Consider the following 15,243-nt stretch of genomic DNA (forward strand, 5'->3'; position numbering starts at 1 on the left):
GGAGTGGCAGAGTGGCGCCGCGTGCTTGCGGCGCCACAAGCGCTTAGGTGCGTGGCTTCAGATTTTCCGGGTCATAGATCGGCTTGTACCCGACGCCGACAACCTCCACCGGATAAGTCTCGGCAAAATACTCGACACTCAGCTTGCGTCCGACCTGGCAATGCGACCAGGGCAAATAGGCCAAAGCGATGTTCTTTCCGACCGTTGGGCCGTAGGCGATCGAGGTCGTGTAGGACCGGCGGCCGAGCTCATCGACCAGGACCTCTCCGGTCGCGGGATCGACGACCGGCAGGTTGCCGAGGGGATAACGCTTCACGCCCGATTTGTCGGTATTCTCGGTCATCACAAGGGTGCAGAGCATGGCCGGCTGGTGTTCGCGCGCCTTGTATTCCAAATGTTTTGCCTTGCCGCGGAAATCGGCTTCCTTGACCTTCGGACGGGCGAGATCGGCTTCGATCAGGTTGTACTGGGTCAGGAGATCGGCGTTCTGCAGTCGCAGGCTCTTTTCCATGCGGCGCGAGTTGGCATAGGTCTCTACGCCGAAGGCCATCACACCGGTCGAGCGCAGCGCATCCCAGACGGCGAGGCCGTCTTCGTATTTCATGTGCAGTTCCCAGCCCTGCTCGCCGACATAGGAGATGCGGAAGGCGGTGACAGGCTTACCGGCGATTTCGATCGGCTTGATCGCTGCAAAGGCGAAGTTTTCCTGATCGAGCCCGGCCGGATCGGCCACGACCTTCTTCAGCGTGTCGCGCGCGTTCGGACCCCAGATGCCGATCGTCACGAATTTTTCCGAGACGTCTGTGATGGTCACGTCAAGGCCACGGTCTTCGGCGACACGCTTCATATAGTGCAGGTCGCGCGGGCCGGCATCGGCGCCGTTGACGAGACGGCAGCGGTCGGCCATGCGGAAGACGGTGAAGTCAGCGCGCACCATGCCTTCGTCGTCGAGGAAGTGGGTGTAAACGCCCTTGCCGATGTTTGCATCGCCGCCGACCTTGGCGGCGCACAGCCATTCCATCAGTTCGACATGGTCGGGTCCCTCGATATCGACCATGTGGAAGTGGCTGAGGTTGACGATGCCGCAATCCTCGCTCATCGCCAGATGCTCGGCATTCGACACGCGCCAGAAATGGCGGCTGTCCCATTCGTTCTCGCGAACCGGGACGCGGTCGGCGTATTTCTCCAGAAGGTGCTCGTTGGCGGCGTAGCCGTGGGCACGCTCCCAGCCGCCAAGTTCCATGAAGTAGCCACCAAGCTCCTTTTCGCGCTCGTGGAAGGGCGAGCGCTTGGCGTTGCGGGCGGAGGCATAGGGTTCGCGGGTGTGAACGGCCGGGAAATAGATCTTCTGGGCGGCTTCGAAGCACCGGCCCTCGATGAACTCTTCGGTCAACTGATGCGGATAGAAGCGGGCGTAGTCGATGCTGTTGTGATCGATTTCAGTACGGCCATCGGTCATCCAGTCGGCGATGAGCTTGCCATAGCCCGGGCCGTCCTTGACCCAGATGGCAACGCAATACCAGAGACCCCTGACCTTCTGGCTCTCGCCGCAGGATGCGCCGCCGCCGGCGGAAACCTGCAGCAGGCCGTTGAAGGAGTGACCTTCGTTATAGCCGAGTTCGCCGAGGATCGGCGTCAGTTCCATAGCGCGCTCGAGCGGCTCGATGATCTGTTCCATCTCGAGATCGCGCTGCGACGGCGAAAGGCGCGCTTCGTGTTTTTCGAGAATATCGCGCGGATGGCACATGCGCGGATTGGTGGCTTCGTAATAGCCCCACTCGATCTGACCGCCCTCGGTCGTCGCCGGGTCGCCGGTATCGCGCATATAGGCGGAGTTGCCCTGGTCGCGCAGCAACGGGAAGCCGATTTCCTTGCCGGTGCCTTCAAACTCGTTATAGGGACCGAAGAAGGTGAGCGGGTGGTCGACCGGCATGACCGGCAGGTCTTCGCCGACCATCTCCGCGATCAGGCGCCCCCAGAGGCCGGCGCAGACGATGACGTGGTCGGCCATGATCGTGCCGCGATGGGTGACGACGCCCTTGATGCGGCCGCCTTCGACGATCAGCGATTTCGCCGGCGTGTTGCCGAACACCTGCAGCTTGCCGGCCTTTTCGGCGGCATCGACGAGCTTGCCGGCAACGGTCTGCGAGCGCGGAATGACGAGGCCGGCATCCGGATCGTAAAGACCGCCCATCACCTGATCTTCCTCGATCAGCGGGAACTTCTCCTTGATCTCGGAAGGGCTGACATAATGGGCGCGGGTGCCGAAAGCGCGTGCCGAGGATAGCTTGCGCTTGATTTCTTCCATCCAGGCATGGTCGCCGGTGCGCGCCACTTCGAGGCCGCCGATGCGGGCGTAATGGCCCATCTTCTCGTAGAAATCGATCGAATATTGCGTGGTCCAGACCGACAGATAGTCGTGGCTCGTGGTGTAACAGAAGTCCGAGGCATGGGCTGTCGAGCCGATATCGGTCGGTATGCCCGACTTGTCGATGCCGACGATATCGTCCCATCCGCGCTCGACGAGATGATGCGCGATCGAGGCGCCGACGATACCGCCGAGGCCGATGATGACGACCTTTGCCTTTTCCGGAAATGCTGCCACGTGCTGTTCCTTCTACTTATCCGACGAATTAAAATTTAGCCGCGGTTGACTTACGCCTCGCGCGTGAAATGCAGGAGCCATGTCAGCCTCGTAAACGTGTCACATTTACCGAAGCTGCGGAACCCCAGACCTCTTCGCGTGGAAACTGCAACGGGGGTATTATGCCTCAGGCTCACGATCGTCATTGCTCCTACGCCGCCGAGTATCGGCGTGATTGCGTCAGCCCGGATCGAGCGGTCAGGCAATGACTGGCGACGATCTTATAAGGCGAGCCCTTGCAATTGGCGGACAGCCTACGGCGGCACCTGGAACAGATGACGGATTCGCGTCACCAGCGAGTTCATCGAGCCGCCGTTCAGCGTGGCGCCTTCGGTCGCCAGGGAGTGCTGGCTGGTCTCGATGCGGCGTGACAGGGTGGCGGCAAGCTCTTCGGCGATGCCGGGCCGATCGTGCAGGAGCGGCGTCAGGCTCGCTTGAGCGATTTCGTAGACCACGACGAAGGTGAGCGCGCGCAGGCTCGCCGCCTCGCCGATCCCGATCAGCAGTCCGCTTTCTCCGAAATAATCGCCCGGCGCCAGCCGGCCCAGTTCGATTTCTTTGCGGCCTTCCTGTCGTGTCGCGACGAGTGCGCCGCTGCGCACGATCATCAGCGATGCAACGGTATCGCCCTGTTCGATCAGGATGGAATCCTTCTTGTAGGTGCGCCGCGTCATCGAGGCTGCGAGCGTCTCCTTCTCGTCCTCGGTCAGCGAGGAAAACAGCGGGATGGCATCGAGGAGCTTGAGCGGCGTCGGCCGGTGCGGGTTTACCATCTCCTCTGACTGCACCTGGCCGGGTGGGCCGGCCGCATCGATCGGCCGCGCCAAAGTAAGGCCCGCGGCCTTGAGATGGCGGTAGATGAGGTCGAAGATCTCGTTCTTCGCCGGCCCCGCCTGGCCGATATCCCTGACGCGGAAGGAAAGCTCCACCTCCACCGCATCGGCATTCAGCGATTTGATCTGCACACCGGGTTTCGGTTCGCTCAGGATCGAACCGCTGCTCAGCAGCACGGTGCGCATGACCTCGGCGATCACCGACGGTCCGGTCGTCGGAACGACCCGCACCGTCAGCGACACCCCATGGCTGCGGTCGGGACTGCTGAGATTGGTCAGCCCGACTTTGGCGAGGAAGCTGTTGGGCAGCACTACCAGGTCGTTCGAGCCGTTCAGGAGATGGGTGGAGCGCCAATTGGTTTCGAGGACACGGCCTTCGACACCGTCGTTCAGTACGATCCAGTCGCCGATCGTATAAGGCCGGCCGAGATTAAGGGCGATGCCGGAAAAGACGTCGCTCAACGTGCTTTGCAACGCAAGGCCGAGGATGATGGCAAACACGCCTGATGTGGCGATCAGCGTGCCGACGGGAAAGCTGAAGACATAGGCGACCACCGAGAGGATGGCGCCGAGATAGATGAGGCCGATCACCAGATCCTGGACGAGGCGCCCCTCTCTCGGCTGGCGCTCGAAGATCAGGAAGACGCGGACGAAGGCGATCAGCGCCCAGGCGGCATTGATCCACCAGACCACTTTGGCAAGGGCGATGAAGACCCGTTCGAAGGTCGAATCCGGCGTCGGCCCGACTTCGTAGGGCACGATGTCGTGATAGAGCAGCAGGACGCTCAGCGCCGCGAAGAAGAACACCTGGCCCGCCAGCTTCCAGCTTGGGAAGGGGCGAAGCGCTACTCGGGTGACGATGGCGCCGACGACGGCCAGCGTTCCGGCCTGTACGACAGGATCGGCAAGTACCCCGGACCAGGTGAGATTATCTATCATCGACATCAACTCGCGAGGGAAGATCGCGCTTCGTAGGACCGGCGCATCCTGGCCTCCAATCCGACTGCGAGGCAACCGTAGAATAACGCCAGCGCCCAGAGCGTCAGAAACGGGGTGCGGACGTCGCTGAGTGAGGCCCCGAGCTGCGAAACGGACACGATGCCGTTGATGGCTGAGCTGCTGGGAACCAGGAGCGCCAGATAATGCAGCGCCTTCGGCATCGCCTCGGTCGGCCAGGAAAAGCCGGCGAGAAACAGGAAGGGGATGCCGATCGCTGCAAACACCAGCTGGACTGTGAGGGGGCTGCGGAACAAAGCTGCGACGACCATGCCAAGCGCGCTGACGGAGACCACGAAGGGTAGCGAGAAAACGAAGATGACGAGAGGGTTCCCGAGTCTCGGAATATCGTAAAGATAAGGCAGGACGATCAGATAGAAAGGCAGTACCGCCGTCTGCAGGATAAGATAGGCAAGCAGTTTGCCGAGCACGGTCGCCAGCGCGCCGGCCGGCGAACTGGCTGGACCCTCGTCCCTGAGCGTTCCAAGCAAGCCGACCCCGATCAACAGTGTCTGTTGCAGGATGAGAACGAAGGCGGCGGGAAGAAGATAGGTGGCGTAGCCGCCCTGCGGGTTGAAGAGTGGGACTGTCGTCAGCGGCATCGGGTCGGAGGCCGCGGCGGCGATGGCGGGATCGACATGCGCGGCGATCAGCCGCGCGGTCTCGACCTCGACGCCGAAGGTCTTGGCGACGGCCGAAACGCCGCCGGCGATGCGCGAATAGATCAGGAAGTAACTGGCATCGGCATAAAGCGCCACGGGCGACTGGCGCCCATGCAGGAGATCGCGCTCGAAATATTTCGGGATGACGAGAATGCCATAGAGCTGACGGGCGAAGACCTCGCGCTCGGCGCTTGGCTCGTCGGGCAGTTCGGCACCGATGGCGACGTCGGCCGAGGCGTCGATGCGGCGGGCGAACTGGCGGCTGCTGTCGGTGCCGTCGAGATCGACGAGGGCGATCGGCACGTCGCGCAGGGCCTCGTTCCGATAGGGCTGAGGATAGAGGGCCGCGTAAATGCAGACTGCCAGAATGAGTACGGAAAATGCCGGCCGCAGCGACAGGATGCGCATGAGTTCGATTCGGCAGGCGGTGAGGAGGCCGATCATCGAGCCGCCTCCCGCAGTGCCGATGCCTGACGCCGGTTCCGGGATCTCATCGCTTCCAGCCGGAGCGCTGCGAGGGATGCAAGCAGGATGACGAAGAAAAGCAACACCAGGATCGGCTTCCACGACAGATCGAGTGGCGTGCCGCGGATTGTCTGGTCGATCCTTGCCATCAGATACCATGTGCCGGGGATCAACTGGCCGTAGTGATAGGCAAAGCCGTTCATGCCGATCCTCGGGAAACCGATGCCCATGAAGCCGAAGGCGGGCACGACGAACAGGGAGCCGATGCTGATTGCGCTTGCCATCGGCCGCAGAAGCAGCGCGAGCAGCACGCCGATGAACTGGTTCGCCAGGATGAACAGGGTGCCAGCCAGCAGCAGCAGCCAGCGATCACCGCGTAGCGGCATGTCGAGAAGGCCGAAGAGGACCAGGTCCGCAATGGCGAGCACCGCAAGAAAGATCAGCGTATAGGGCAGGATCTTGCCTGCGAGCGCCGGCCACAGGCCGCCGCCGAGCCGCCGGAGAATTCGCAGCCGGTGGCGGGTCTCGACGTCGAGTCCGAGCGAATAGGCCATCGTCGTGACGATCACCACCTGCAGTATGCTGGGCATCAGGGCGGCAAGGAGGAAATGAGCATAGTTGAGGCTGGGGTTGAAGAGCGGGTTCACCTGGACCGGAACGGGGGCGAGAGCGGCCTGAGCGGCATCGACAGGCTCTCCCTGGGCGGTGCGCAGCGACAATCTGATGCCCGCAGCCACGCTCGGAATGGCGGAATTGATGCCGCGCAGCACCAGATTTCCCGTTGTCATCGTCTGGGTATTGTAGAAGAACACCACCTCCGGCCGCCGGGCGGAGAGGACGTCGCGCTCGAGATTGCGTGGCAGCAGGAGCAGGCCGTGGACCTCGCCGGAGAGGATGAGCTGGCGCCCTTCGGCGAGGTCGCTGACGGCAAGCGCGACCGATGTGTCCTGGGTCGCGTCGACCATCCGTATGATCCGCCGCGACAGATCGGTACTGTCTTGGTCGAGCACGGCAATCGACAGGCGGGTGGCCAGCCCCGCACTGAAAACGGCAGCGAGAAGGCCCATCAGCAGCAACGGCAGAGCGGTCGTCAGGAACAGCAGAAACGGCCGGCGGCGAAACCAGTTGAACTCCCGTGCGAAGACGAGGAGGAAACCTGGGCGCACGCGCGGGCGCGGCGTCATCTCAACGCTCCGACCAGGCGGCGATGGCGCTCATGCCGGGGCGCAGGCCGTCCACGGATTTTACAGGGACGGCGCGCACCTCGAATGTCCGGAGATCGAAATCGCCGGTCGCCCGTGTCGCCCGCCAGGTGGCATATTGCCCCTGCGTATTGATCATGGTGACCTTGACCGCGATCCTGTCCGGGCCGATCGCCGGTACGACGATGTCGAAACCGTCGTCGATCTTCAGGCCCTTCAGCAGGTCTTCGCGCAGATTGAAGGTGAACCAGGGATTCCGGATGTCGATGATCGAAAAGAGCGGTGCGCCGGCGCTGAAATTCTCGCCGAGTTCGGCAACCCTTGTTGTCACCTGACCGGAGATCGGCGCATGGATGGTCAGCTCGGAAACGTTGACCTGCTGCTGATTGAGCGAGGCGCGCGCCTGCTCCACCTGCGCGGCGGCAAGCGCCTTCTCCTCTTTGCTGGAGCCGGCAACGGCCAGCCGCACATTGGCCTCGGCGGATTCCCGCTTGCGGATCGCCGCTTCGAGATTGCGGGCCGTTTGGTCGACCTGCGCCTGTGTCGAGGCGCCTGTGGTAATCAGCCTTGCCTGGCGCGTAGATTCTTCCTGATAGAGCGTGACATCGGCAGTCGCGGCGGCAAGCTCGGCATTCGCAGCATCGATCGTCTCAGGGCGTGTGCTGTTGACGCGGGTAAGATCCGCCTCGGAAACAGCAAGGGCGGCTTGAGCCATGTGCAGCGCCGCTGTCAGCTCCGGGCTTTCGAGCTCGGCGATCACCGTGCTGGCCTCGACATTATCGCCGACGTCGACAATGAGTTTGGCGATGCGGCCGGAGACACGCGGGCTGATGTCGACGCCTCCGGCCAGTTCCGAGTGTTCGAGCTTCTGCTTCTTTGTCATCATTCAGCCACCCGCACCAGGCGGTGCGTCGTTTTCGAGATATTCTTCATATTGAACCGTTTCGGTCTCGTTGGTGTCGATCGAATTTGCACGTTTTGCAAGGCGAACGCCGGCTCCTCCACCGTTTTCAGGGATGAAAACGACGCCGCCGCCTTCCAGGGCGTGCTTCATATCCTGGAGGGTTCGGTCATAGGGAGAGCGTTTGCCGGCCTCGAAATTGGCGATCGTCGCCTTGGCGACGTTTGCGGCTGACGAGAGATCGTCCTGCGACCAGGCCAAGAGGGCGCGGGCGGCGCGGCATTGAGCGGAAGATAGAGACATAATGATAACCCTACATCAAAAGTGTGTTTCTGCCTCGGGGAGATTCCGGACCAGGCAATGACGAAACACGCGCAGGGCCTCATGAGTTCGTTTTCTCGCGCAAGTTGAGATCTCCGGTAGACACGTCGTTTCCGGTGAAATCTCCCGGAAACTTTCGACCTCTAATACGGCCGCGCGTCCGCTGAAAGGGAAGGTGATTGACGGAATATTATTAAAGTCTAATTTTGAAGTCCCTTAATCACGCGCTCGGGAGGAAACAATGCGTGAGCCAGATATGCAGAAACTCGATGCACTCGTCGGCCGGCTTGTCGGCGATGTCGGCGCCGCCATGTCGGGCGCCTTGGTCGTGCTGGGGGACAAGGTGGGGCTGTTCAAGGCGATGGCCGACGGAACGCCGATGACCGTCCAGCAACTTTCTGCAAAAACCGGAGTGAAGGAGCGCTATGTCAGGGAATGGCTCAGCGCCCAGGCAGCAGCGGACTATGTCAGCTATGACGAAAAAACCGATCGTTTCAGCCTGACGCCGGAGCAGGCGATGGTCTTTGCCGAGGAAAACAGCCCGGCCTTCTTCGTCGGCGCCTTCGAGGTCGTGCAATCGATGTGGATGGACGAGCCCAAGGTCGCCGACGCCTTCCGCACCGGCAAGGGTCTCGGCTGGCATGAGCACAGCACCTGTCTGTTCAGGGGAACCGAGCGGTTCTTTCGTCCAGGCTATAACAGCCATCTCGTCGCCGAATGGATTCCAGCCCTTGCCGGGGTGGAAGAAAAGCTCAAGGCCGGCGCCAGCGTCGCCGACGTCGGTTGCGGTCACGGGGCATCGACCATCCTGATGGCGCAGGCCTATCCCGCCTCCCGCTTTACCGGCTTCGATTATCACGGCCCGTCGATCGAAAAGGCCAGGGCCGCCGCCGAGGATGCCGGCGTCGCCGACCGTGTGACGTTCGAGCAGGCCCGAGCAGCGGAATTTCCCGGGCGCGGTTATGACATGGTTGCCATGTTCGACTGCCTTCACGACATGGGCGATCCGGTCGGCGCCGGCCAGCACGTCAAGGAAACGCTCGGGCCGAACGGCACGTGGCTGATCGTCGAGCCCTTTGCCCATGACCATCTCAAGGACAATCTCAATCCCGTCGGCCGCGTCTATTACGGCGCCTCGACGATGATCTGCACGCCGGCATCGCTCTCGCAGGAGGTGGGGCTGGGGCTTGGCGCGCAGGCAGGCGAAATGAAGCTTCGAAAGGTGGCGCTCGACGCCGGGTTCACGCATTTCCGTCGTGCGACGGAAACGCCGTTCAACATGGTGTTCGAGGTGCGGGCCTGACGGAATTGGCCTAGCTGGCGGCCGCTATCGCAGCTTGCCGATGCTGGCATACATGCCGGTGGTGCGGAATTCCGTCGGGTTGGTGCCGTAGACCCGGCGGAAGACCTTGGAGAAATAGTTCGGATCCTCGAAGCCGCACATGATGGCGACTTCCTTGACCGGCAGAAAGTCCGCCTTGGTCAGAAGCTTGACGGCGCGCTGCAGCCGCTGCTGCAGCACGAATTCGGCCGGCGGCATGCCCTCGCTCTCGGCGAAGCTGCGGGAGAAATGCGCGCGGCTGAGGCCGACGATGCCGGCGAGGTCGCTGACCGGCAGCGGCTTTTCGAGATTGGCATTGATATGGTCGATCACCGGCTGCATCAGGCTGAGCTCGGCGGCAAACGCCGGCGAGCCGAAGACGTCGTCGTAGAGCGCCATCGCCGCTTCATAGGCAATCGCCGAGGCAGCCCCCGGCGACGTCGCACCGGTGACGAGGCGCAGGCTGCAATCGGCGAGATGATCGATGGTCGAAGGCTGCAGTTTCAGCACCGGCCCGGCGGTGGACAGCACCATTTGGTGGATGCGCAGCGTTTCCTCGCCATTCATCGAAATCCAGAAATATTCCCAGCGGTCGCCCTTCTCCAGCCAGTATCGATGATTGTGCGGCACCAGCACCAGCAGTGTGTCGCCACCCTGAAGACGATAATTGCGGTTCTGGTAGCGCAGCCGGCCGGTGCCGCTGATCGTGTGCTGCAGCACGGTGAAGGGGGTCTGGCCGCGCCTTCGGCCATCCCAGTCATAGGGCTCGTTCTCGCGCACTTCATAGCCGGAGCTCGTCGGCATCGCATGCAATCGCTCCCGGCCGCGGGGCAGCGAAACCGTCCTCATCGACTGTCCGTTGGCAATCAAATTCTGCAGCACAAAATTACCCCTGAAAGCATAATCCTTCTCTGGCAGCCCTGCTGATTTCGGGCATAATCCCGCTCGACAAACAGGGAAGAGACCACGGCCGATGGAGCGGCCGGGAGGAAAACAGGCAGTTTTTCGGCTTTTTCAGCCTCATGTTCCGGCATGAGGGCTGATCCTCCATAACCATCTTTTCTGTAGCATTTGATTGGGTCGAGGTGAAGATCATGAGTTTCAAAATCGCTATCATCGGTGCGGGCAGCGTCGGTTTCACCAAGAAGCTGTTCACCGACATATTGTGCGTTCCCGAGTTTCGCGACGTCGAATTCGCGCTGACCGATCTCAGCGAGCATAATCTCGAGATGATCAAGGCGATCCTCGACCGGATCGTCGAAGCGAACGGTTTGCCGACCAAGGTGACGGCGACGACCGACCGGCGCCAGGCGCTGTCCGGCGCCCGTTATATCATCAGCTGCGTGCGGGTCGGCGGGCTCGAGGCCTATGCCGACGATATCCGCATCCCGTTGAAGTACGGCATCGATCAATGCGTCGGCGATACGATCTGCGCCGGCGGCATCCTTTACGGCCAGCGCAACATCCCGGTTATCCTCGATTTCTGCAAGGATATCAGAGAGGTCGCCGAGCCCGGCGCGAAATTCCTGAACTATGCCAACCCGATGGCGATGAACACCTGGGCGGCGATCGAATATGGCAAGGTCGATACCGTCGGCCTCTGCCACGGCGTCCAGCACGGCGCCGAACAGATTGCCGAGGTGCTCGGCGCCAAGTCGCTTGGTGAGCTCGACTATGTCTGCTCCGGCATCAACCATCAGACCTGGTTCATCGACCTGCGCCTCAACGGCCGCAAGATCGGCAAGGACGAGCTGGTCGCCGCCTTCGAGGCGCATCCGGTCTATTCGCAGCAGGAGAAGCTGCGCATCGACGTGCTGAAGCGTTTCGGCGTCTATTCCACCGAGAGCAACGGCCATCTTTCGGAATACCTGCCCTGGTACCGCAAGCGGCCGGAGGAAATCACCCGCTGGATCGATATGTCCGACTGGATCCACGGCGAGACCGGCGGTTATCTCCGCCATTCCACCGAAACCCGCAACTGGTTCGAGACCGAATTCCCGCAATTCCTGGAATCCGCCGGAAAGCCGCTCGACCCTACCAAGCGCTCGAACGAACATGCCAGCCACATTCTCGAGGCGCTGGAGACGAACCGGGTCTATCGCGGCCATTTCAACGTCAAGAACAACGGCGTCATCACCAACCTGCCATCCGATGCGATCATCGAATCGCCGGGCTTCGTCGACCGCTTCGGCATCAACATGGTCTCGGGCGTCACCCTGCCGGAAGCCTGTGCGGCCACCTGCATCGCCTCGATCAACGTCCAGCGCATGTCGGTACATGCCGCCATATCCGGCGACATCGATCTTCTGAAGCTTGCCGTGCTGCACGATCCGCTGGTCGGCGCCGTGTCGACGCCTGAGGAAGTCTGGCAGATGGTCGACGAAATGGTCGTTGCCCAGGCGCGCTGGTTGCCGCAATATGCCGATGCCGTGCCGGCCGCCAAGGAGCGGCTGTCGAAATCCAAGGTGCAGACCCGCGACTGGGCGGGTGCCGCACGCCGCAACGTTCGCTCGATCGAGGAGCTGCGCGCGGAAAAGGCGGCGCTGAAACAGGCCGTCTGATTTTCGTGAAAGAGGGGTCGCCATGGATTTCCGGGAGGGAAATCCTTGGGCCGCCGGCCCGCTTTCATGCCGTTTGAGGAAAAGGAGCCGCGTGCCCCGCGCTCCGGAACAAGAGGGAGAAACGATGATGAAATTCCGCAACCTTGGCATTCTGGCCGGACTGGCGCTTGGCGTCTCAGTCCTGGCGCTGAATGCATACGCCTCCGAGGCCACCGTTCCGCCGGCGCCGGCGGACTTCCCGGCCGAAGGCAAGATCAAATATGTGGCGCGCGACTCCATCCTGGAGTTCAAGGCGCTGCCCGAATATCACGAGCCCGACTGGGTCACGAAGAATTTCGTCTCAGCCGGCAAGCTGCCGCCGGTCAAGGATCGCCTGCCGAAGGAGCCGATGGTCTTCAAGACAGGCAATATGCCTGATGGTATCGGTGTCTACGGCGATACGATGCGCCACGTCATCGGCGGCCGGCCGGAAGGCTGGAACTACGGCGCCGGCCAGACGCAGGGCTGGGGCGGCATCGATATCGGTCTCTCCGAGTGCCTGACCCGCACCGCGCCGCTGTTCCAGGTGGAAGCCAAGGACACCGAGCCGTTGCCGAACCTTGCCAAGAGCTGGGATTGGTCCACAGACGGCCACAAGCTGACCATGCACCTGGTCGAAGGCGCCAAATGGTCGGACGGCGCGCCGTTCAATGCCGACGACATCATGTTCTACTGGGATGACGAAGTCGTCGATCCGAACGTCTCGCCGCTCGGCGGCGGCGCCTCGCCTGAGGCTTTCGGCGTCGGCACGACGTTGAAGAAGATCGACGACTACACCGTCGAATGGACCTTCAAGGAAGCCTTCCCGAAGCAATATCTCTACACGATGTCCTACCCGAACTTCTGCCCGGGTCCATCGCATATCCTCAAACCCCAACATCCGAAATATTCGAAGAACACCTACGACCAGTTCAAGAACGCCTTCCCGCCGGAGTTCATGAACATACCGGTCATGGGCGCCTGGGTGCCTGTGGAATATCGTTCCGACGACATCATCGTCATGCGCCGCAACCCCTATTACTGGAAGGTCGACGAGAAGGGCAATCAGCTGCCCTATCTGAACGAGCTGCACTATAAGCTCTCGACCTGGGCCGACCGCGACGTTCAGGCCGTGGCCGGGGCCGCCGATATCTCCAACCTCGAGCAGCCGGAAAACTTCGTCGCGTCGCTGAAGCGCGCCGCAGAAAAGACCGCGCCGGCCCGCCTGGCTTTCGGTCCGCGCCTCATCGGCTATAACTTGCGCATGAACTTCTCCGCCAACGGCTGGGGCAACCCGGACGAACGCGGCCAGGCGATCCGCGAGCTGAACCGCAACGAGGATTTCCGCAAGGCCGTCACCATGGCGCTCGATCGCAAGGCGATCGGCGACTCGCTGGTCAAGGGACCGTTCACCGCGATCTATGCGGGCGGGCTCTCCTCCGGCACCAGCTTTTACGACCGCAACTCCACCGTCTACTATCCCTTTGATCTCAAGGGCGCCAAGGCGGAACTCGCCAAGGCAGGCCTCAAGGATACCGATGGCAACGGCATCGTGAACTTCCCGGCCGGCACGCTCGGCGGCAAGGATGTCGAAATCGTCATGCTGATCAACAATCAGTACACGACCGACAAGAGCCTTGCCGAAGGTGTCGTCGCTCAGATGGAGAAGCTCGGTCTGAAGATCGTCATCAATGCGCTCGACGGCCCGAAGCGTGACGACGCGCATTATGGCGGCCGTTTCGACTGGCTGATCCAGCGCAACACGACGGAACTGTCGTCGGTGGTGCAGAATACCGAGCAGCTTGCGCCGATCGGTCCACGCACCAGCTGGCACCATCGCGCCGGCAAGGACGATCAGCTCGATCTGATGCCGTTCGAAAAGGAACTGAACGATGTCGTCGCCAAGTTCACGACCAGCCCGGACAATGATGCCCGCGTTGCGCTGATGAAACAGTACCAGAAGATCTCGACAGAGCACGTCAACACCGTGGGTCTGACGGAATATCCTGGCGCCCTGATCATCAACAAGCGGTTCTCGAATGTGCCGCAGGGCACGCCGATCTTCATGTTCAACTGGGCTGAAGATTCGGTGATCCGCGAACGCCTGTGGGTGGCCGCCGACAAGCAGGGCAAATACGAGCTGTTCCCAGAACAGCTGCCCGGCAAGCCTGGCGACAAGGGCCCTGTTAAGAACTAGTTCCCTCCCAGCTGAAGCGAGATTCAGGCCGCGCGTGGCGCGCGGCCTGATATGACCAACAAGCCGGCCGCGCTGACAAGGAGCGACTGGCGGCAAGGAAAAGCGGACCGTCCGATGTTACGATTCCTGCTCGTGCGCATAGCTTCCGCGATCCCCGTCCTGTTCATTCTGAGCGTGGTGACTTTCGCGATCATCCAGGCCCCGCCCGGTGACTATGCCGATTATATAAGATCCCAGCTGATCAACCAGGGCGGCGCATCCTATGCCCAGGCCGAAGAGCAGGCCCAGGCCTACCGGGTCGAACACGGTTTGGATAAACCGATGGTCGTCCAATACGTCAACTGGATCGGCGGCATCGTCACCCGCGGGGATTTCGGCTACAGCATGTTCTACAACAAGCCGGTCGCCGACGTCGTCGCAGAGCGGCTGCCGCGGACCCTGCTTCTGGCGCTTGTCTGCCACATCCTCGCTTCGGTGCTCGGCATCGGCTTCGGCATCTGGGCGGCGACGCGGCAATACAGCTGGATCGACAGCACGCTTTCGGCGATTTCCTTCCTCGGCATGACGGTGCCGCGGTTCCTGATGGCGCTGATCATCGTCTATCTGCTGGTCTTCCAATTCAACGTTGCCGAAATCGGCAGTTTCTTCTCGCCGCAATATGGCGGAGCGCCTTGGTCGTGGGCGAAATTCGTCGATCTCGTCCATCATGTCTGGCCGGTCGTGGCGATCGCCACCTTCGGCGGGCTCGCCTACAATATGCGGGTGATGCGCGGCAATCTGCTCGACACGCTGAACGCCCAATATGTCGAGACGGCCAAGGCCAAGGGGCTTTCCGGCGCGGCGGTGGTGATGCGCCATGCGGTGCCCAATGCGCTTCATCCATTGGTAATGTACCAGGGCGTCGTGCTGCCCTACATGCTGACCGGCGAGATCGAAACCGCCATCATCTTCGCGCTGCCGACCGTCGGCCCGGCGATCGTCGGCTCGATGGCGATCGGCGACGTCTATGTCACCGCCACCTTCATGATGGTGCTGTCGGCGACGCTGATCGTCGGCAACATCATTGCCGACCTGCTGCTGGCGCTGCTCGACCCGCGTGTCCGCCAATTTCAAGGAGCCTGA

11 protein-coding genes are annotated in these 15,243 nt (G+C 61.9%); 4 read left to right on the forward strand and 7 right to left on the reverse strand.

Annotated features, from left to right (window positions below):
* Positions 1 to 43 precede the first annotated feature (43 nt).
* The 6 genes from J3O30_RS27200 to J3O30_RS27230 form a co-directional block, all read right to left on the reverse strand.
* Positions 44 to 2,605, reverse strand: coding sequence for an FAD-dependent oxidoreductase (locus tag J3O30_RS27200; RefSeq protein WP_207585520.1), 2,562 nt, complete (start codon positions 2,603 to 2,605; stop codon positions 44 to 46).
* A gap of 293 nt (positions 2,606 to 2,898) precedes the next feature.
* Positions 2,899 to 4,416, reverse strand: coding sequence for a mechanosensitive ion channel family protein (locus tag J3O30_RS27210; RefSeq protein WP_207585522.1), 1,518 nt, complete (start codon positions 4,414 to 4,416; stop codon positions 2,899 to 2,901).
* 5 nt (positions 4,417 to 4,421) lie between these two features.
* A complete protein-coding gene (locus J3O30_RS27215) occupies positions 4,422 to 5,579 on the reverse strand; it encodes an ABC transporter permease (RefSeq protein WP_207585523.1) in 1,158 nt (385 codons plus the stop codon).
* On the reverse strand, positions 5,576 to 6,784 hold the full coding sequence (locus J3O30_RS27220; RefSeq protein WP_207585524.1) for an ABC transporter permease: 1,209 nt from the start codon (positions 6,782 to 6,784) through the stop codon (positions 5,576 to 5,578). Before J3O30_RS27220 ends, J3O30_RS27215 begins: the two co-directional genes overlap by 4 nt.
* A 1-nt stretch (position 6,785) precedes the next feature.
* On the reverse strand, positions 6,786 to 7,688 hold the full coding sequence (locus J3O30_RS27225; protein WP_246762888.1) for an HlyD family secretion protein: 903 nt from the start codon (positions 7,686 to 7,688) through the stop codon (positions 6,786 to 6,788).
* Positions 7,689 to 8,006: a helix-turn-helix transcriptional regulator gene (locus J3O30_RS27230; RefSeq protein WP_207585525.1), complete on the reverse strand. Its 318-nt coding sequence runs from the start codon at positions 8,004 to 8,006 to the stop codon at positions 7,689 to 7,691. It lies immediately after the preceding gene.
* 259 nt (positions 8,007 to 8,265) lie between these two features.
* Here J3O30_RS27230 and J3O30_RS27235 point away from each other — a divergent pair, with 259 nt between their 5' ends.
* Complete coding sequence (locus J3O30_RS27235) at positions 8,266 to 9,327, forward strand: class I SAM-dependent methyltransferase (protein ID WP_207585526.1); 1,062 nt, start codon at positions 8,266 to 8,268, stop codon at positions 9,325 to 9,327.
* Between the two features lie 24 nt (positions 9,328 to 9,351).
* Here the strand turns inward: J3O30_RS27235 and J3O30_RS27240 are convergent, their stop codons facing one another.
* Positions 9,352 to 10,194 carry an AraC family transcriptional regulator gene (locus J3O30_RS27240; RefSeq protein ID WP_207585624.1) on the reverse strand — a complete coding sequence of 281 codons (843 nt, stop codon included), beginning with the start codon at positions 10,192 to 10,194 and terminating at the stop codon, positions 9,352 to 9,354.
* Between the two features lie 245 nt (positions 10,195 to 10,439).
* Between J3O30_RS27240 and J3O30_RS27245 the strand changes: the two genes are divergently transcribed.
* The 3 genes from J3O30_RS27245 to J3O30_RS27255 all read left to right on the forward strand — a co-directional run bounded on the left by J3O30_RS27245 (position 10,440) and on the right by J3O30_RS27255 (position 15,243).
* Positions 10,440 to 11,906, forward strand: a complete 1,467-nt coding sequence (locus J3O30_RS27245) for an alpha-glucosidase/alpha-galactosidase (RefSeq protein ID WP_207585527.1) — start codon at positions 10,440 to 10,442, stop codon at positions 11,904 to 11,906.
* 124 nt (positions 11,907 to 12,030) lie between these two features.
* On the forward strand, positions 12,031 to 14,121 hold the full coding sequence (locus tag J3O30_RS27250) for an ABC transporter substrate-binding protein (RefSeq protein ID WP_207585528.1): 2,091 nt from the start codon (positions 12,031 to 12,033) through the stop codon (positions 14,119 to 14,121).
* A 114-nt stretch (positions 14,122 to 14,235) separates the two neighbouring features.
* Positions 14,236 to 15,243: an ABC transporter permease gene (locus J3O30_RS27255; protein WP_207585529.1), complete on the forward strand. Its 1,008-nt coding sequence runs from the start codon at positions 14,236 to 14,238 to the stop codon at positions 15,241 to 15,243.

The organism is Rhizobium sp. NZLR1, assembly GCF_017357385.1.
Lineage (GTDB): Bacteria > Pseudomonadota > Alphaproteobacteria > Rhizobiales > Rhizobiaceae > Rhizobium.

Coding starts and splice junctions, on each gene's coding strand:
- J3O30_RS27210 (WP_207585522.1), bottom strand. CDS start 4,416: ATGATAGATAATCTCACCTGGTCCGGGGTACTTGCCGATCCTGTCGTA.
- J3O30_RS27215 (WP_207585523.1), bottom strand. CDS start 5,579: ATGATCGGCCTCCTCACCGCCTGCCGAATCGAACTCATGCGCATCCTG.
- J3O30_RS27220 (WP_207585524.1), bottom strand. CDS start 6,784: ATGACGCCGCGCCCGCGCGTGCGCCCAGGTTTCCTCCTCGTCTTCGCA.
- J3O30_RS27225 (WP_246762888.1), bottom strand. CDS start 7,688: ATGATGACAAAGAAGCAGAAGCTCGAACACTCGGAACTGGCCGGAGGC.
- J3O30_RS27230 (WP_207585525.1), bottom strand. CDS start 8,006: ATGTCTCTATCTTCCGCTCAATGCCGCGCCGCCCGCGCCCTCTTGGCC.
- J3O30_RS27235 (WP_207585526.1), top strand. CDS start 8,266: ATGCGTGAGCCAGATATGCAGAAACTCGATGCACTCGTCGGCCGGCTT.
- J3O30_RS27240 (WP_207585624.1), bottom strand. CDS start 10,194: ATGAGGACGGTTTCGCTGCCCCGCGGCCGGGAGCGATTGCATGCGATG.
- J3O30_RS27245 (WP_207585527.1), top strand. CDS start 10,440: ATGAGTTTCAAAATCGCTATCATCGGTGCGGGCAGCGTCGGTTTCACC.
- J3O30_RS27250 (WP_207585528.1), top strand. CDS start 12,031: ATGATGAAATTCCGCAACCTTGGCATTCTGGCCGGACTGGCGCTTGGC.
- J3O30_RS27255 (WP_207585529.1), top strand. CDS start 14,236: ATGTTACGATTCCTGCTCGTGCGCATAGCTTCCGCGATCCCCGTCCTG.